This is a genomic window from Erythrobacter cryptus DSM 12079 (assembly GCF_000422985.1).
Classification (GTDB): Bacteria; Pseudomonadota; Alphaproteobacteria; order Sphingomonadales; family Sphingomonadaceae; genus Erythrobacter; species Erythrobacter cryptus.
Map to the genome: position 1 here is coordinate 1 of NZ_AUHC01000013.1, position 16,966 is coordinate 16,966.

Sequence of the window (16,966 nt, forward strand, 5' to 3'; positions counted from 1 at the left end):
CAACGGCAATGGAGCGCCGGCTGACCCTGGCAATGGCGGCGGTTCACCCACTGACCCCGGCAACGGGAACCCCGGCAATGGCGGCAGGGACCCGGAGACGGGCTCTGGCAGGCCGGGCAATGGTGGGCGCGGTGGCCGCTGATCGCTCACGCCTTGCTCCATGGGCGCTGCGGCCGCGCACCGCGCGGCATGCCGACCAGTCGCGCGCATGATGGCCCCTCTCGCCACTGTGCCGCGCCTTGCCGGCTTGCGCCTTGGCGATCGCTGGGCCGATAGCTGGCGCGCCGCAGCACTGCTGCTCGCCGTGCTGTTGCTCGCGGTGGTGGCAGCCAGCCTCGCGGGCGTGTGGCGCAGCGCCGAAGCCGCGCTCGAACAGGCAAGCTTTGCCCTGCTCGATCGCCCCGCCAGCGGGCAGGTGCACATTGTCGAGATGGACGCTGCCTCGATCGCCACGATTCAGCGCTGGCCGTGGCCGCGCGATCACTATGCCCGGGTGGTGGCCAAGCTCGATGCCGCCGGGGTGCGTTCGATCGCGTTCGACGTCGATTTTTCCAGCCCCGGCGATCCGGCGGGCGACCGTGCCTTTGCCGCCGCCATTGCCGCCGCGCGCACCCCGGTGGCGCTGGCGACCTTCGCCCAGGCCGCCGGGGCGGGCGACAAGCGCCAGCTCGATGCCCTGCCGATCGCCCCCTTGCGGGAACATGCCCATCTCGCCTCGGTCTCGGTTGCGCCCGATGGTGATGGCTATGTGCGGCGGATGCTGCTCGGCACCCTCACCGCCGGCACGCCGCGCCCTGCGCTCGCTTCCTTCATCGCCGGGCGCGCGGGCGTGGCGGATGCCGATTTCCCGGTGGACTACGCCATCCGGCCCGAGACCTTTCCGCGCCACAGCTTTGCCGCGATCGAGCGCGGGCGCTTCAACCGCGCGGAGCTTGCCGGCAAGGACGTTATCATCGGCGCCAGCGCCGTGGAACTGGGAGACCGCTATGCCGTGCCGCGGCACGGGGTGATCCCCGGGGTGGTGATCCAGGCGCTCGCTGCCGAGACCCTTGCGCGCGGGGTGCCGAGCTATGGCTCGTGGCCGCTGCCGCTTGCGGTGGCGGCGCTCCTTGCGCTCGCGGTGCTCACCGCGCGCCGCCGTCGGGTGGTGCTGCTGCGTGGCGGCGCGATCCTGCTGGCGCTGCTCCTTGGCTGGATGGCGGCGCGCAGCTTGGCGGGGCTGTGGTTCGAGATCGTCCCGGCGCTGGTGCTCGCTGCCGGGGCGACGGCGCTGCGCTATGTTGTGCTGGTGCAGCGGCTGGCGCTGCTGCGGCGCCGGATCGATCAGGCGAGCCAGCTGCCCAACCGGCTCGGCCTTGCTGCCCGCCCAGCCCGGCCCCAGGACCGCTTCCTCATCGCCGCCCAGATCGACGATTTCGATGCGCTCCAGCTTGCCGTCGATGGCGCGGGCCTTGGCCTGCTCTTGCGCCGCATTGCCGAGCGCCTTGCGGTCGCGGCCGCGGCGGATCAGGTCTATCGCACCGAGGAGCGAACGCTCGCCTGGGTCTCGCCCCTGCCGATCGACGAGCTCGAGGCGCAGCTTGCCGGCCTCAGGGCGCTGATGCGCAGCCCCTTCGAGATCGCCGGGCGCCGCCTCGGGGTCGGCCTCAGCTTTGGCGTTGCTGCCTGCAACACGCCCGATCCCGCCGCCCGGGCGACCCATGCCGCGAGCCTCGCGCGGCGCGCAGGCAAGCATTGGCGGCTTGATGACGAGGCCGCCGGAACCGCGGCCTCCGAGCAGTTCTCGCTGCTCGGCGAGCTTGAGGGCGCGCTCGCAAGCGGCCAGATCGTCGCCTTCTACCAGCCCAAGCGCAACCTTGCGAGCGGCGTGATCGATTCGGCCGAGGCGCTGGTGCGCTGGCAGCACCCCGAGCGCGGCCTGCTGCCGCCCGATTGTTTCGTCCCGCTGTTCGAGGAGGCAGGGCGGATCGACGAGCTGACGCTGGCGGTGCTGCGGCGCACGCTGATCGACATGCGCGGCTGGCTGGCGCAGTCGCTGGCGATTGGCGTTGCGGTCAATGTCTCGGCCGCGGTACTTGGCTCGCGCGGCTTTGCCGAGCGCGCGCTGGCGCTGGTCGATGCGAGCGGGGTGCCCACGGGGCTGCTCACCTTCGAGGTCACCGAAAGCGCCGAATTTGCCGATGCCGAGGCCGCGACCGCCACGCTCGAGCGCTTCCGCGCCCGCGGCATCCGCATCGCCATGGACGATTACGGCACCGGGCAATCCACGCTCAACTATTTGAAGACGCTGCCCCTGTCGGAACTCAAGATCGACCGCATGTTCGTGGCGAGCGCCCATCTTGATCGCGGCGATGGACTGCTGGTGCGATCCACGGTTGATCTGGCGCACGAGCTCGGCCTCAAGGTGGTGGCCGAGGGGGTGGAGGATGCCGCCTGCCTTGCCTTTCTCGAGGAGATCGGCTGCGATCATGCCCAGGGCTACTTCATCGGTCGGCCCCTGCCGCCTGCCGAACTGGTGGCGCTGGTGACAGCGCCCGACGCTGCCGCAGAGCGCGCCGGCCTTCCCATCGCCGCTGCCGCCTGATAGCCTCGCCGCTCGGCAGGGAGGAGCGCATGATGCGAGGCTTGATGATCTTGGCCGCGGCGGGCCTTGTGGCGGGCTGCGCCACCACCGATGCAGCGGACGACGCGGCGCCGGCGCCGATGGCCTGCAATGCCGAGGCGGCGCAGGCCCATGTCGGCAAGACCGCTTCGCCAGAGGTGGGCGCGGCGATCCTCAAGGACAGCGGCGCGCGCATGCTGCGCTGGGGCCCACCGCGCGGGGCCTGGACGATGGATTATCGCCAGGACCGGGTGAACGTGCGCTATGACGAGGGTATGGTGATCACCGGGATCACCTGCGGATGAGCGGGCGGGCGCGGGCGAGCTCGGGCTCGCCCTATGAAGCGGCCTTCGGCTTTGCCCGCGCGGTGCGGGTGGGCCAGCGCATCATCGTGGCCGGCACTGGCCCGGTCGCGCCCGATGGGTCGACCACCCCGGGCGGCGTTGCCGCGCAGGCCGAGCGCTGCTGCGCGATCATCCTTGCTGCGATCGAGGAGCTAGGCGGCAGCGCCGCTGATGTGGTGCGCACCCGGATGCTGCTCACCCACCCGGAGGATCAGGACGCGGTGGGCGCGGTGCATGCGCGCTTCTTCGGTGCGGCAAGGCCGGCGGCGACCATGGCCGGCGTGGCATGGCTATGCCGCCCGGAATGGCGGGTCGAGATCGAGGCGGAAGCGGTGATCGCCGACTGATGCAGCGGGTTCTGGCCTATCTCGCCGCCATTGTTACGGGGGCTGCTATCGGGCTAGGCAGCGCCTTGTGGCTGGCGGGTCTGCTGCCCGGCACCAACAACGTGGCCTTCGGCAATGTCGATGTGGACGGCTGGCGCAGCGACTTTGCGATCGGTTCGGAGGCCGCCGATCCCTATACCCGCGCCCGGGTCGCTCATCACGGATTGCTGGCGCTCGCCAAGAGCGAGGCAGTCTATTTCACCCGCAACACCGACGATGACGGCCGGTCCCTGAGCTCGGCCTGCACCTATCGCCTGTCGGGTGGGGCGATGCCGGCGGGCTGGTGGTCGGTGACGCTGTACGATCAGGCGAGCATGCTGCCTGCCAACACCGATAACGCGCTGAGCATCGATGCCGGACGGGCGGGAAGCGGCGCGTGGGAGGCGATCATCGCCGCCGCCGCGCCCGCGGATACAAAGCACTGGATTTCCAGCCGCAATGCCGGGGCCTTCGACCTCACCTTGCGCCTCTACATGCCCGATCCGGCCCTGCTGTCCGAGCCGGAGGCAGCGCTGGTGCCCCCGCGCATCGAACGGCTTTCTTGCGGAGAGCATGGATGAAGCGCTGGCTCGGCCCGCTTGGTGTGCTGATCTTCGTCGCGGCGGCAGCCCATGTCGCCGCGCTGCATCTCGCACCCGGCGTGATCATAGCGCGGGCGTTGGATATGCTGGCGGCGCGAGGCGTTGCGCTCCACCGCTTCACCACTCCCGAGCGCGTGACACCGCAGACCCAGAGTGTCGTGCGGTCTTCGCCCGATCTCTACTACGCATTGTGCCGCTATGATCTGAGCAATCCGGGGACGCAGGTGAGCGTGCGGATGGGCAGCTGGCCGGACTACCAGTCGCTGTCGTTCTTCGACGCCCGGACCGACAATTTCGCAACCATCCGCGGCAGCGGGCGCGCGGTTGCGGTGCGGCTGCTTCCCCCCGGAAGCGCGGCGGAAGAGGGGGCAATCGTGAGCCCCACCGCCAAGGGCGTGATCCTGATCCGCCGCCTTGCGCCCGATGCGGAACGCTTCGCCGCCGCAACCACTGCGGGCAAGGTGGATCGCTGCCGGCTCGAATGGCGTGACCGGATCGCCGCCCCAGCAGGCGCGGCCTAGCAAATTTCGGCAAGGCCGCGGCGCGCGCCAGCCTTTTCCAACCCGGCAAACCCCGTTAGAGCCCCTGCCATGCACGGACAGTTCCAGCTCACCGAAGATCAGCTTGCGATCCGCGAGGTTGCCCAGCGCTTCACCGCCGATCGCATCACCCCCCATGCCGCCGAATGGGATGCCAAGCACATCTTTCCGCGCGAGATCATCAAGGAAAGCGCCGAGCTTGGCTTTGGCGCGATCTATGTCTCGGAAGAATCGGGCGGCATCGGCCTCGGGCGGCTCGAGGCGGCGCTGATCATGGAGGCCATGGCCTATGGCTGCCCCTCCACATCCGCCTTCATCTCGATCCACAACATGGCCGCGTGGATGATCGATCGCTTCGGCAGCGCCGCGCTCAAGGCGAAGTATCTGCCCGATCTCGTCACCATGGAGAAGATGGCGAGCTATTGCCTGACCGAGCCGTCGAGCGGCTCGGACGCCGCCGCGCTCAAGACCACTGCGCGCCGCGATGGGGATTGCTTCATCGTCACTGGCACCAAGCAGTTCATCTCGGGCGCGGGGGCGAATGATGTCTATGTCACCATGGTGCGCACCGGTGGCGAGGGGGCGAAGGGCATCTCCTGCCTGGTGATCGAAAAGGACATGCCGGGCGTGAGCTTCGGCGCGCAGGAAAAGAAGCTCGGCTGGCATTCGCAGCCGACCGCGCAGCTCATCCTCGAGGAGGTGCGGGTGCCGGTCGAAAACCTCGTCGGCGCGGAGGGCGAGGGCTTTCGCATCGCGATGATGGGGCTGGATGGCGGGCGGCTCAATATCGGTGCCTGTTCGCTCGGCGGGGCGCAGCGCTGCCTTGACGAGGCGATCCGCTACACCCGCGAGCGCAGCCAGTTCGGCCAGGCGATCGCCGAGTTCCAGAACACCCAGTTCATGCTCGCCGACATGGCGACCGATCTCGAGGCCGCGCGCGCGCTGCTGTATCTTGCAGCGGCCAAGGTGACCGACAACGCGCCGGACAAGACCCGCTTTTCCGCCATGGCCAAGCGCCTTGCCACCGACAATGGCAGCGCGGTGGTGGACCGGGCGCTGCAATTGTTCGGCGGCTACGGCTATTTGCAGGACTATCCCATCGAACGCTTCTGGCGCGATCTCAGGGTGCACTCGATCCTCGAAGGCACCAACCAGATCATGCGCATGGTCGTGGCCCGCGATCTGCTGCGGCAAGGATGACGGGACGGGGAAACTGAGATGAGCGATGATGTCCTGATCCGCAACGACGAAAAGGTTGGCCATATCAGCCTCAACCGCCCCAAGGCGATCCATGCGCTCAACCTGGAGATGTGCCACGCGATGAGCGCGGCGCTTGCCGCTTGGGCTCAAGACGAGGGCATCAAGGCGGTGCTCCTCGACCATGCCGAGGGCCGCGGCTTTTGTGCCGGGGGCGATATCGCCATGCTGCGCGCCTCGGCACTGAACGATGGGGGGGAGAGCGGGCGGCGGTTCTTCCACGACGAATATCAATTGAACCACCAGATGTTCACCTATGGAAAGCCGATCGTCGCCTTCATGGACGGCATCACCATGGGTGGAGGCGTGGGCATCTCGCAGCCCGCCAAGTATCGCGTCGCCACCGAGAACACCCGCTTTGCCATGCCCGAGACGGGCATCGGCCTGTTCCCCGATGTCGGTGGGGGCTGGTATCTTTCGCGCCTTGGCGGCCGGATCGGCCAGTTCCTTGCGCTCACCGGCGCGCGGCTCGATGGCGCGGAATGCCTGTGGGTGGGGCTCGCCACGCATTATCTGCCGCATGACAAGCTCGCCGAGGCCAAGGCGCGCATCGCCGAACATCCCGATCGCATCGCCGGGATCCTCGCCGAACTCTCGGTCACGCCGCCCAAGCCGCGGATCGAGGCCAATGCCGACAGGATCGCGCGGCACTTTGCCTCTGACACCTATGAGGAGATCCTCGCCAGCCTCGAGGCCGCGGCAAGCGCGGGCGATGAGTGGGCCGCAAAGGAGCGCGACACGCTCGGCACCAAGAGCCCGCAGACCTGCAAGGTCGCCTTGCGGCAGCTCGCGGAAAGCGCGAAACTGAGTGACTTTGCCGAGAACATGCGGATGGAATATCGCATCGCCTCGCGCGTGCTCACCCGCCCGGACTTTGCCGAAGGCGTGCGCGCGGTGATCATCGACAAGACCAATGATCCCAAATGGAACCCGGCCACCCCCGAGGAGGTGAGCGAGGCCTTGCTCGACAGCATCTTTGCTCCGCTCCCCCCCGATCAGGAATGGAAGCCCCTATGACCTACGAGACCATCACCGTTGAAACCGATGCGCGGGCCACCCCAGGCGTCACGCTCATCACCCTCAACCGCCCGCAGGCCTTGAACGCGCTCAATTCGCAGGTGCTGGATGAGCTGATCGCCGCCTTTGCCGCCTATCAGGCCGATGGCTCGCAGCGCTGCGCGGTGCTCACCGGCAGCGGCGACAAGGCCTTTGCCGCAGGCGCGGACATCAAGGAAATGGCCGACAAGCCCGCGGCCGATTTTTACCTCGATGATTTCTTCGCCCCCTGGACGAGCGAGATCGTGCGCAAGACGCGCAAGCCCTGGATCGCCGCGGTCAACGGCTTTGCCCTGGGCGGAGGGTGCGAGCTGGCGATGATGGCCGATTTCATCATCGCCTCTGACCGGGCCAAGTTCGGCCAGCCCGAGATCAAGCTCGGGGTTGCGCCCGGCATGGGCGGCAGCCAGCGGCTGACCCGCGCGATCGGCAAGTCCAAGGCGATGGAAATGTGCCTAACGGGGCGGATGATGGACGCCGCCGAGGCTGAGCGCAGCAACCTCGTTGCCCGGGTGGTGCCGCATGAGGAACTGATTGCCGAGGCGCTCAAGACCGCGGCCACCATCGCGGCCATGCCGCCGATGGCGGTGATCGCCAACAAGGAGATGGTCAACGCCGCCTTCGAGACCACGCTCGATCAGGGGCTGATCGTCGAGCGGCGGATCTTCCAGATCCTGGCCGCAAGCGAGGACAAGGCCGAAGGCATGGCCGCCTTCATCGAAAAGCGCGAAGGGCAGTGGAAGGGGCGGTAAGCCTGACGCCAGCGCAAGGGAGAGAGCCATGAAGATCGCCTTTATCGGGCTTGGCAACATGGGCGGCGGGATGGCCGCGAACCTGGTGAAGGCGGGCCACGAGGTGCGCGCCTTCGATCTTGCCGAAGCCGCGCTTGCCGCGGCGCGGGCGGCGGGCTGCACCACCTTTGCCAGCGCGCGCGAAGCCTGCGCCGAGGCCGAAGCGGTCGTCTCGATGCTGCCCAACGGCGCGATCGTCAAACAGGTCTATTGGGATGCGGTGATCGGCCATGCGCCTGAAGGTGCGATCCTGATGGATTGTTCGACCATCGATGTCGCCACTGCGCGCGAAGTGATCGAAGTGAGCGAGGCACATGGCTACCAGATGGTCGATGCCCCGGTCTCGGGTGGGATCGCGGCGGCGGCGGCGGGCACGCTCACCTTCATGGTCGGCGGGAGCGCCGAGGCCTTCGCCCGTGCTGAGCCGATCCTTGCTGCCATGGGCAAGGCGGTGATCCACGCCGGCGGCCCCGGGACGGGCCAGGCCGCCAAGATCTGCAACAACATGCTGCTGGCGATCCACATGATCGGCACCTGCGAAGCCTTTGCCATGGCCGAGAAGCTCGGACTCGATCCCCAGACCTTCTACGATATTGCCAGCGTGTCCTCGGGCCAGTGCTGGTCGATGACCTCCTATTGCCCAGTCCCCGGGGTTGGGCCCAAGTCTCCGGCCGACAATGGCTATCAGGGCGGCTTTGCCGCGGGGCTGATGCTCAAGGACCTGAAGCTGGCGATGGAGGCCGCCGCGGCAGTGGGCGCGAGGGTGCCGCTCGGCGAGCACGCCCGGGCGATCTACGAGGACTTCGCCCGCGAGAATGCCGCGGTCGATTTCTCCGGCATCATCCGCGCGCTCTAGCGGCACAGGCGCTGCGACATTGGCGCGGCCGGTGCGGGCAGCTGCCGTGTTTGCCGTGCCTCGGGGCGCCGCGGGCTTCCCCGCCCTTGCAGGAGGGCGCTAGGGGCAGGCCTTCGCCACCGCCTGTGCCAGTGCGGCGGCCTCGCCATCATCCTTCTGGCGCAGCCCCTTGATCGCCTGCGCCAGAAGCGCGCAATCAAAGGTGGTGCCGCGCGCGAGGCTGGCGATCACGATCTCGCGGAAGGCATCGGGCGGCATCACCATCCGCCCGCGCCGCAGCACCAGGGCATGCCACCGTTCGGTGCCGGAGATGAGATCGATCATCGTTCTGCGACCTGGCCCGCCCGGCTCGCCAAGCACCTCGGGGGCGAGTTCGGCGAGCAGGCGGTTGGGCGTCTTGTCGCGCAGGAACAGCGCGGCATAGCGGCGCGCCGCTTCGGCCTTGTCGCCATTGGCAAGCGCGAGGCGCAGCACGGCTTCCTGCGCCAGCGGCTCGCGCCAGCCGCGTTTTGCGGCCATCTGGATGGTCATGAGCGCTTGCTGCTGCTGTCCGGCCTTGGCCTCGGCCAGCGCGAGCAGGCTGAGGTGTTCCGCCGGCACCGGACGCCGCTCCACCAGGCGCTTGGCCTCGGCGAGGGCCTCGTCGCTCCCGCCTGTCTCGATCGCACGCAGCGCCAGCTGCTTCTGGGCATGGTTGCGCAAGGGGACGGGCACCTTGTCGGCGAGCGCCGGGGTCGTTTCGGACTGGCGGTCGAGTTGCAGGCCGACCGTCACCACCGCAATCGCGCCGAGCACCGCATACCAGATCGCCCGCCCGATCATCGCGCGTCACCCTCGCTCACGGAGGCGCGCGCCAGCAGCAGCAGGGCAAGGCCGGCAAAGGCCAGCATCGTCTGGTTGCGCAATGGGTAATCGGTGATTGACTGCGGGCCGCTCAAGCTCAACTGGATTGCCGATATCGGGCTGAGCGCAACTGTCCTCGTCGCGGCGGCGCTTCATGTGCGGCTTGGCCGCAGGGAGCCAAGGTCGAGGTCTAGATCATCGCGCCGATGATCTCGGCGATGCGGCCGGCGGCCTTGCCGTCGCCATAGGGATTGTGCGCCTGCGCCATCCGCGCATAGGCCGCGTGATTATCGAGCAGGCGGTTGGTTTCCGCGAGGATCCGCGCGCAATCCGCGCCAACCAGGCGCGCCGTTCCTGCAGCAACCCCTTCCGGGCGTTCGGTCGTCTCGCGCATCACCAGCACCGGCTTGCCGAGCGCCGGGGCTTCCTCCTGAATCCCGCCGGAATCGGTCAGCACAAGGTCGCTGGCTTCCATCATCGCGACAAAGTCGCAGTAGTCGAGCGGGTCGATCAGGGCGACATTGGCAAGGCCCGCGAGCGCGGGGCGCATCACCCCTGACACATTGGGGTTGGGGTGGAGCGGATAGATGATCGCAACGTCATCGCGCGCGGCAAGCTGTTGCAGCGCTGCGGCGATCTCAGCCATGCCGGGGCCAAAATTCTCGCGCCGGTGCGCGGTGACGGCGATGATCCGCCGCCCGGCAAAGCGCTGCTTGAGCGGCGCGATCGTGGGTGCCAGCGAGGGATCGGCGGCAACCCGCGCCCGGGCGTAAAGCAGGGCGTCGATCACCGTGTTGCCGGTGACGTGGATGGCATCCGCGCGCACACTCTCGGCGCGCAAGGCCGCTGCTGCCGTCTCGGTCGGGGCGAAATGCAGGTCCGCAATCACCCCCGTGACCTTGCGGTTCACCTCCTCGGGCCAGGGCGCATAGATATCGCCGCTCCTCAGCCCCGCCTCGACATGGCCCACCGGAATGCGCCGGAAATAGCAGGCGAGGCTCGCCATCATCGTCGTCAGCGTATCTCCGTGCACCAGCACCCGATCGGGCTTGAGCTGATCGAGCGCCGTGCCGAAGGCGGTGATGAGCCGTGCGCTGAGGCTATCGAGCGACTGGTCGGGCTGCATCAGGTCAAGATCGATATCGGGCAAGAGGCCCGACAGTTGAAGCACCGAATCGAGCAGTTCGCGGTGCTGGGCGGTGACCACAACCTTGACGTCGAACCGCCCGGTCTCGCGCAGCGCAAAGACCACCGGGAACATCTTGATCGCTTCGGGCCGGGTGCCGAAGGTCACCACGATCCGCGGCCTGCCCCCGGCCGCGCTCATCGCTTGAGCATGCCTCTCGTGTCGAACACCAGCTTGCCCGCAAGGTCGGCGGGCGCAAGGTGCCTGAAGGCGGTGTGATCGACCAGCACCACCACAACCTCGGCGGCATCGAGTGCGGCGTCAAGCACCATCAGCTGCGCGCCAGTGCCATCGAAGGCCGCCGGCAAGGTCTCGGCAAAGGGCTCGACCACCAGGATCTTCTCGCCATGGGTGCGGGCAAGGCTCGCCGCGATGGCGAGCGCGGGGCTTTCACGGAAATCGTCGATATCGGGCTTGAAGGCGAGGCCCAGCAGCGCGACCTTGCTGCCCGGCGCGGCCTCGATCAGCGCCCGGATCTTGGCTTCGGTGTGCAGCGCCTTGTGGTCATTCACCTCGCGCGCGGTGCGCACCAGCCGGGCGGCCTCCGGCGCGCCGGCGACCAGGAACCAGGGATCGACGGCGATGCAATGCCCGCCCACCCCGGGGCCGGGCTGGAGAATGCTGACCCGCGGGTGACGGTTGGCAAGGCGGATCACCTCCCACACATCCACCCCGATCACATCGGCAATCATCGAAAGCTCATTGGCAAAGGCGATGTTGACATCGCGAAAGGCGTTTTCGACCAGCTTGACCGTCTCGGCCACCCGGGCGGTGGTGGTCAGGCAATCGCCCTTGACAAAGCTGGTGTAGAGCACCGCGGCGCGCGCCGCGCAGGCCGGGGTGACGCCGCCGATCACCCGATCATTGTGCACCAGTTCGGTGACGATCCGGCCCGGGAGCACGCGCTCCGGGCAATAGGCGAGCGCAATGTCCGCATCTTCCTCGCTGCCCTCGCGCGGGACCACCAGATCGGGCCGCGCCTCGGCGATGATCGCGCCCACCCGCTCGGTCGTGCCGACGGGCGAGGTGCTCTCGACGATCACGCAGGCCCCGGGCCCGATCTTGGGGGCGATCGCGCGCGCCGCGGCCTCGACATAGGAGATGTCGGGCGACTTGCCCGGCCCCAGCGGTGTGGGCACGGCAATCATGTAGAAGCTCGCCGTCGGCACCTCGCACGCTGCCACCAGCGTGCGCGCGGCAATCGCCTCATGCACCAGCCGGTCAAGGTCGCGCTCCTCTATATGCACCCGCCCGGCATTCACCGTCTCGACCACCTTGGGCGAGACATCGACGCCGCACACGCTCCAGCCGTAGGAGGCAAGCAGGGCCGCGGTCGGCAGCCCGATATAGCCCAGCCCGATCACCGCGACCTGGTGGTCGGGCGCGGGGTGGGCGAGCGCCTTGCGCCCGAGCGCGGCGGTGGCATCGAAAGGAGCGTTCATGCGGTCAAAGTCCCGGTGTCCGGGGTGGTGATGGCCGCAAAGCCCTTAAAATCGCGTTAGGCTTGCTGTGACTTTACCACACTTGCCGAGGCACGATCAGGGCTGGCGGTTCTCGATGAAGGCGGCAAGCGCCGCATGGAGCTGCACCGCTGTGGGTGATGCCAGGCGCGAGCAGTCGTGCCCCGTCAGGCCCTCGGCAATTCTCGCGCGCAGTTCGCTTTCGTCCTTGGCGACAAGAATGCCCGGGCGTCCTGCAAGCTTGCGCACCGTGGCGAGCTGGTGATCGTTGCGATGCTCGCCAAGGCTGGCGCGGCGCGGCATCAGCACGATCGGCTTGGCATGGCGCGCGGCTGTTACCACGGTGCCGATGCCGGCGTGGGCCACGATCAGGCTGGCGCGTTCCACCAGCGTTTCGAACTCGGCCGGCGCCAGCTTCTCGCGCGCCTCCATGTGCCGGGGGCGATAGGTGCCCTTGCCGGTTTGCGCGATCACCGGGCCTTCAAGTTCCGGCGCGAGTGCATCCATGGCAGCGATCAGCCGGTCAAAGCCGAGTTGCATGCCCACGGTCACAAGGATCACAACACCGCTCCGTGGTAGTGCGGGCCATTGCTTGCGGCGAGGTGCTCCCATTGAGTCCAGCACTGATGGGCAAGGCGCCGGGACAGCCGTCCGCACATCGACAGCTCCTCGCCATTGGCAACCGAATCGATCCACAAGGTGCGCGCGCCGATCAGCCGGCCGGCAAGGATGCAGAAGAAGCCAGGGGCCGCTCCGGTCGAGATCACCACCCGCGGGCGAAGCCGCAGCACGATCCCCATGGCGACGAGCGCGCACAGCGCAGAGCGCAGCGGCTGGTTCTGGTTGCAATCGGGCAGGGGCGCGACCGCGGCAATGCCATGCTGCTCGGCGACGCCCGGCTCGGTCGTTGCGTAGAAGGTCTCGTAGTTCGCCAGGGTGGGCCGCAGCAGCATCAGTTGCTCCCAATGCCCGCCGCCCGAGGCAGCCGCGAGAACCCTGATGGCCTTTTTGCCCATGCGCGAAAGGCTCCCGGTGGTGCACTGCACAATAGCGACCGGCGCGGGTTTGGTGGATCGCGGCCAGCCTGTCAACGCCGCAGGCTCACCCGGCGAGGCGGGCGATCTCGGCCAGCACACTTGCGGCCCATTCGCGCCTGCAGATGAGCAGATCGGGGATATAGGTATCGGCCTGGTTGTAGCGGAGCGGGCTGCCGTCGAGGCGCGAGCAGTGCAGGCCGTGCGCCGCGGCGACGGCGACGGGGGCGCAGCTGTCCCACTCATACTGGCCGCCCGAGTGGAGATAGACCTCGGCTTCGCCGCGCACCACCGCCATCGCCTTGGCCCCGGCGCTGCCCATCGGCACCAGCGTGCCCCCGAGCGCCGCGGCGACCGCCTCGGCCTGGGCGGCCGGGCGCGTGCGGCTGACCACGAAGCGTGGGCACGCCGCCATGAGGGGGAGAGGGGCCGGCGCATCCGAGCGCAGCACCACGCCAGCGCCCAATCCCGGCAGCGCCACCGCCCCGACCGCGGCGGCCCCATCAATGGCGAGCGCGACGTGGACGGCCCAATCTTCCCGATCTTCGCCAAATTCGCGCGTGCCATCGAGGGGATCGACAATCCACACGCGGTTCTTGCCGAGGCGCGCGGGGCTGTCCTTCTCCTCCTCGGAGAGCAGGGCGTCCTCGGGCCTCATGTGCCGCAGGGCATGGCACAGGAACTGGTTGGCGGTGGCATCCCCGGCCTTTCCCAGCGCCTTGCCCGAAAAGACCCCGCTCGCGCGCACGCCCCGCAGCAGCTCTCCCGCCGCGGCGGCGAGGCGCGCGGCCAGCTCGGCATCGGTCATTGTGCCGGTTCCTGTGATGCCACCGGGGTGGGCTGCGGATGGCCTGCCCTTATGCCCCAGCGGATCGAACTCCATGCACGCTCGTGCAAATAATAGAGCACCATCTTGGTCAGCACCTCGGTAAGCGCGATCGCGCCGGCCGCCTTGGCTGAGCGGGTGAACAGCCAGCTGAGCAGGAAGGTGTCGATGCTGCCCAGGATGCGCCAGCTGATCGCCTTGGCAAGCGAGCGGCTATGAGCCTCCTGACCATCAAACAGGAACATCGCGCAAGGCCCCCCCTCGGCTATTTGAGCGGCAGGATCCGCTCGATGATGTAGCGCGCCGCCTCTTCCGGGCTCATCTCGAGGGTGTTGACCCGGATTTCCGGGTTCTCGGGCGGCTCGTAGGGGCTGTCGATCCCGGTGAAGTTCTTGAGCTTGCCCTCGCGCGCCTTCTTGTAGAGGCCCTTGACATCGCGCGCCTCGGCCACGGCGAGCGGGGTGTCGATGAAGATCTCGATGAACTCGCCCGGGGGCAGCATCTCGCGCACCATCTGCCGCTCGGCCCGGAAGGGCGAGATGAAGGCGGTGAGCACGATGAGGCCGGCATCGGCCATCAGCTTGGCCACTTCGCCCACCCGGCGGATGTTCTCGATCCGGTCGGCCTCGGTAAAGCCGAGGTCGCGGTTGAGGCCGTGGCGGACATTGTCGCCATCGAGCAGGAAGGTGTGGCGGTTCATCAGGAACAGCTGCTTTTCCACCTCGTTGGCGATGGTCGATTTGCCGCTGCCCGAAAGGCCGGTGAACCACAGCACCCGCGGGGTCTGGTTCTTCATCCGCGCGTGATCCTCGCGGGTGATGCTGACCGGCTGCCAATGGATGTTTTCGGCCCGCCTGAGGCTGAATGCGATCATCCCCGCGGCGACGGTGGCATTGGTGAACTTGTCGATGAGGATGAAGCCGCCCAGCTCGCGCGCGGTGGCATAGGGTTCGAACACGATCGGCCGGTCGGTGGCGAATTCGACCACGCCGATCGCGTTGAGGCCCAGCGTCTTGGCCGCAAGATGCTCGAGCGTGTTGACATCGATCTCGTATTCGGGCGGCTGGATGGTGGCGGTGACCATTTGCGTGCCCAGCTTGAGCCAATAGCCGCGCCCGGGCTTGAGGGCCTCCTCATCCATCCACACCAGCGTGGCGCGGAACTGGTCGGAGGCCTGGGGCGGATCGTCGGCTGCCGCGATCATGTCGCCGCGGCTGCAATCGACCTCGTCGGCAAGCGTCAGCGTCACCGACTGGCCGGCCACGGCCTCATCAAGGTCGCCATCGAAGGTGACGATGCGCGCAATCGTGCTGGTCTTGCCCGAGGGCACGATACGCACCTTGTCGCCGGGGCGGATGGTGCCGCTGGCGATCTGCCCGGCAAAGCCGCGGAAATCGAGATTGGGCCGGTTTACCCATTGCACCGGCATCCGGAAGGGGCGCGCCTGCGCGGCGGTGGCATCAAGCTCGACGGTCTCGAGATGGTCGATCAGGCTCGGGCCCGCATACCACGGCGTGTTGGGCGAGGGCGTGGTGATGTTGTCGCCGAGGAAGCCCGAAATCGGGATGGCGGTGAAGGCGCCGATCCCAATGCTTTCGGCAAAGGCGCGATAATCGGCGAGGATCGCGGCAAAGGTGGCCTCGTCATAGTCCACCAGATCCATCTTGTTCACCGCCAGCACCACGTGGCGGATGCCGAGCAGGTGGACGAGATAGGAATGGCGACGGGTCTGGCGCAGCACGCCCTTCCTCGCATCGACGAGGATCACCGCCAGATCGGCGGTCGAGGCCCCGGTCACCATGTTGCGCGTGTATTGTTCGTGCCCCGGCGTATCGGCGACGATGAACTTGCGCTTGGCGGTGGTGAAGAAGCGGTAGGCGACATCGATGGTGATGCCCTGCTCGCGCTCGGCGGCAAGCCCATCGACGAGTAGGGCAAAGTCGATCGCCTCGCCCTGGGTGCCGTGGCGCTTGCTGTCGGCCTCGAGCGCGGCGAGCTGATCTTCAAAGATCATCTTCGAATCATAGAGCAGGCGCCCGATCAGCGTGGACTTGCCATCATCCACGCTGCCGCAGGTGATGAAGCGCAGCAGGCTCTTGTGCTGATGCGCCTCGAGATAGGCCTCGATATCCTCGGCCACCAGCGCATCGACCTCAAATGAGGAGGGCGTGTGCATCAGAAATAGCCTTCCTGCTTCTTGTCTTCCATGCTGGCCGACTGGCCCTTGTCGATCGCCCGGCCCTGGCGTTCGGAACTGGTGGCAAGCAGCATTTCCTGGATGATCGCATTCATCTCCCGCGCCTCGCTTGGGGTTGCGCCGGTCAGCGGATAGCAGCCGAGCGTGCGGAAGCGCACCGAGCGCATCACCGGTTCTTCGCCCGGCGCGAGCCGGAAGCGCTCATCATCCACCACGATAATCAGCCCGTCGCGCTCCACCGTGGGGCGCGGCTTGGCAAAGTAGAGCGGGACGATGTCGATCTTCTCGAGCGCGATATATTGCCAGATATCAAGCTCGGTCCAGTTGGAGAGCGGGAAGACGCGGATGCTTTCGCCCTTGTTTTTCTTGGCGTTGTAGAGGTTCCACAGCTCGGGCCGTTGGTTCTTGGGATCCCAGCGATGCGCGGCGTTGCGGAAGGAGAAGATGCGCTCCTTGGCCCGCGCCTTCTCCTCGTCGCGCCGCCCGCCGCCGAAGGCCGCATCAAAGCCATGCTGGGTGAGCGCGCGCTTGAGCGGATCGGTGAGCTGCGCCTGGCTGTAGAGCGCGCTGCCGGTGTCGAAGGGATTGATGCCCTGGGCCTCCGCCTCCTCGTTCTGCGCCACGATCAGCTTGAGACCATATTCGCGCACGGTGCGATCGCGGTGGGCGATGAGATCGCGGAAATCCCAGCCGCTTGCCACGTGCAGCATCGGAAAGGGCACCGGCGCCGGGTGGAAGGCCTTGCGCGCAAGGTGCAGCATTACCGAGCTGTCCTTGCCGACCGAATAGAGCATCACCGGATTTTCGGCCTCGGCCACCACTTCGCGGAAGATGTGGATGCTTTCGGCTTCGAGCCGTTCAAGGTGGGTCAGCACACGCATGGGCGGGGGTGCTACACGCTGCACTGCACAAGACAAGCAAATTTGCCTTTGCCCGCCCCATAGGCAGCCTTGTGCAGGCAGGGCGTGCGCGGGCTGTGCCGGGCCGCTCAGCGGGCTTGCTCTTGGC

At 67.7% G+C, this 16,966-nt stretch carries 18 protein-coding genes; 9 read left to right on the plus strand and 9 right to left on the minus strand.

What is annotated here, in order from left to right:
* Positions 1–208 precede the first annotated feature (208 nt).
* The 9 genes from G524_RS15510 to mmsB all read left to right on the plus strand — a co-directional run bounded on the left by G524_RS15510 (position 209) and on the right by mmsB (position 8,412).
* The gene (locus tag G524_RS15510; protein WP_051221080.1) at positions 209–2,584 is read left to right on the plus strand and encodes a putative bifunctional diguanylate cyclase/phosphodiesterase; all 2,376 of its coding nucleotides are present in this window, start codon (positions 209–211) and stop codon (positions 2,582–2,584) included.
* Positions 2,585–2,613: 29 nt separating this feature from the next.
* The gene (locus G524_RS0109435; RefSeq protein WP_051221084.1) at positions 2,614–2,907 is read left to right on the plus strand and encodes an I78 family peptidase inhibitor; all 294 of its coding nucleotides are present in this window, start codon (positions 2,614–2,616) and stop codon (positions 2,905–2,907) included.
* On the plus strand, positions 2,904–3,293 hold the full coding sequence (locus G524_RS0109440; RefSeq protein WP_027443497.1) for a RidA family protein: 390 nt from the start codon (positions 2,904–2,906) through the stop codon (positions 3,291–3,293). Before G524_RS0109435 ends, G524_RS0109440 begins: the two co-directional genes overlap by 4 nt.
* Positions 3,293–3,892 carry a DUF1214 domain-containing protein gene (locus G524_RS0109445; RefSeq protein ID WP_027443498.1) on the plus strand — a complete coding sequence of 200 codons (600 nt, stop codon included), beginning with the start codon at positions 3,293–3,295 and terminating at the stop codon, positions 3,890–3,892. Before G524_RS0109440 ends, G524_RS0109445 begins: the two co-directional genes overlap by 1 nt.
* Positions 3,889–4,434, plus strand: a complete 546-nt coding sequence (locus tag G524_RS0109450) for a DUF1254 domain-containing protein (RefSeq protein WP_027443499.1) — start codon at positions 3,889–3,891, stop codon at positions 4,432–4,434. The genes G524_RS0109445 and G524_RS0109450 overlap by 4 nt, the downstream gene beginning before the upstream one ends.
* Positions 4,435–4,503: 69 nt before the next feature.
* Complete coding sequence (locus tag G524_RS0109455; protein ID WP_027443500.1) at positions 4,504–5,652, plus strand: acyl-CoA dehydrogenase family protein; 1,149 nt, start codon at positions 4,504–4,506, stop codon at positions 5,650–5,652.
* Positions 5,653–5,670: 18 nt separating this feature from the next.
* Positions 5,671–6,726 carry an enoyl-CoA hydratase/isomerase family protein gene (locus G524_RS0109460; protein ID WP_027443501.1) on the plus strand — a complete coding sequence of 352 codons (1,056 nt, stop codon included), beginning with the start codon at positions 5,671–5,673 and terminating at the stop codon, positions 6,724–6,726.
* Entirely contained in the window at positions 6,723–7,517 is a 795-nt protein-coding gene (locus tag G524_RS0109465) for an enoyl-CoA hydratase-related protein (protein ID WP_027443502.1), read from the plus strand. The genes G524_RS0109460 and G524_RS0109465 overlap by 4 nt, the downstream gene beginning before the upstream one ends.
* A gap of 28 nt (positions 7,518–7,545) precedes the next feature.
* Entirely contained in the window at positions 7,546–8,412 is an 867-nt protein-coding gene (gene mmsB / locus G524_RS0109470) for a 3-hydroxyisobutyrate dehydrogenase (RefSeq protein WP_027443503.1), read from the plus strand.
* Positions 8,413–8,511: 99 nt separating this feature from the next.
* Here mmsB and G524_RS0109475 read toward each other — a convergent pair whose 3' ends face one another.
* The 9 genes from G524_RS0109475 to cysD form a co-directional block, all read right to left on the minus strand.
* On the minus strand, positions 8,512–9,234 hold the full coding sequence (locus tag G524_RS0109475) for a tetratricopeptide repeat protein (RefSeq protein WP_027443504.1): 723 nt from the start codon (positions 9,232–9,234) through the stop codon (positions 8,512–8,514).
* Between the two features lie 211 nt (positions 9,235–9,445).
* On the minus strand, positions 9,446–10,582 hold the full coding sequence (gene wecB, locus G524_RS0109485; RefSeq protein ID WP_027443505.1) for a non-hydrolyzing UDP-N-acetylglucosamine 2-epimerase: 1,137 nt from the start codon (positions 10,580–10,582) through the stop codon (positions 9,446–9,448).
* Positions 10,579–11,883 (minus strand): UDP-N-acetyl-D-mannosamine dehydrogenase, encoded by a 1,305-nt coding sequence (gene wecC, locus G524_RS0109490; protein WP_084625129.1) that lies wholly within the window; start codon positions 11,881–11,883, stop codon positions 10,579–10,581. Before wecC ends, wecB begins: the two co-directional genes overlap by 4 nt.
* 96 nt (positions 11,884–11,979) lie before the next feature.
* On the minus strand, positions 11,980–12,462 hold the full coding sequence (locus tag G524_RS0109495) for a glycosyltransferase (protein WP_027443507.1): 483 nt from the start codon (positions 12,460–12,462) through the stop codon (positions 11,980–11,982).
* Positions 12,459–12,854 (minus strand): UDP-N-acetylglucosamine transferase subunit ALG14, encoded by a 396-nt coding sequence (locus G524_RS0109500; RefSeq protein WP_245561339.1) that lies wholly within the window; start codon positions 12,852–12,854, stop codon positions 12,459–12,461. The genes G524_RS0109495 and G524_RS0109500 overlap by 4 nt, the downstream gene beginning before the upstream one ends.
* A 148-nt stretch (positions 12,855–13,002) precedes the next feature.
* A complete protein-coding gene (locus G524_RS0109505; protein WP_027443509.1) occupies positions 13,003–13,743 on the minus strand; it encodes a 3'(2'),5'-bisphosphate nucleotidase CysQ in 741 nt (246 codons plus the stop codon).
* Positions 13,740–14,006 (minus strand): DUF2061 domain-containing protein, encoded by a 267-nt coding sequence (locus G524_RS15515; protein WP_051221085.1) that lies wholly within the window; start codon positions 14,004–14,006, stop codon positions 13,740–13,742. Before G524_RS15515 ends, G524_RS0109505 begins: the two co-directional genes overlap by 4 nt.
* Positions 14,007–14,026: 20 nt before the next feature.
* The gene (gene cysN / locus G524_RS0109515) at positions 14,027–15,937 is read right to left on the minus strand and encodes a sulfate adenylyltransferase subunit CysN (RefSeq protein ID WP_027443510.1); all 1,911 of its coding nucleotides are present in this window, start codon (positions 15,935–15,937) and stop codon (positions 14,027–14,029) included.
* Positions 15,937–16,863, minus strand: a complete 927-nt coding sequence (gene cysD / locus G524_RS0109520; RefSeq protein ID WP_281170502.1) for a sulfate adenylyltransferase subunit CysD — start codon at positions 16,861–16,863, stop codon at positions 15,937–15,939. The genes cysN and cysD overlap by 1 nt, the downstream gene beginning before the upstream one ends.
* Positions 16,864–16,966: the final 103 nt, after the last annotated feature.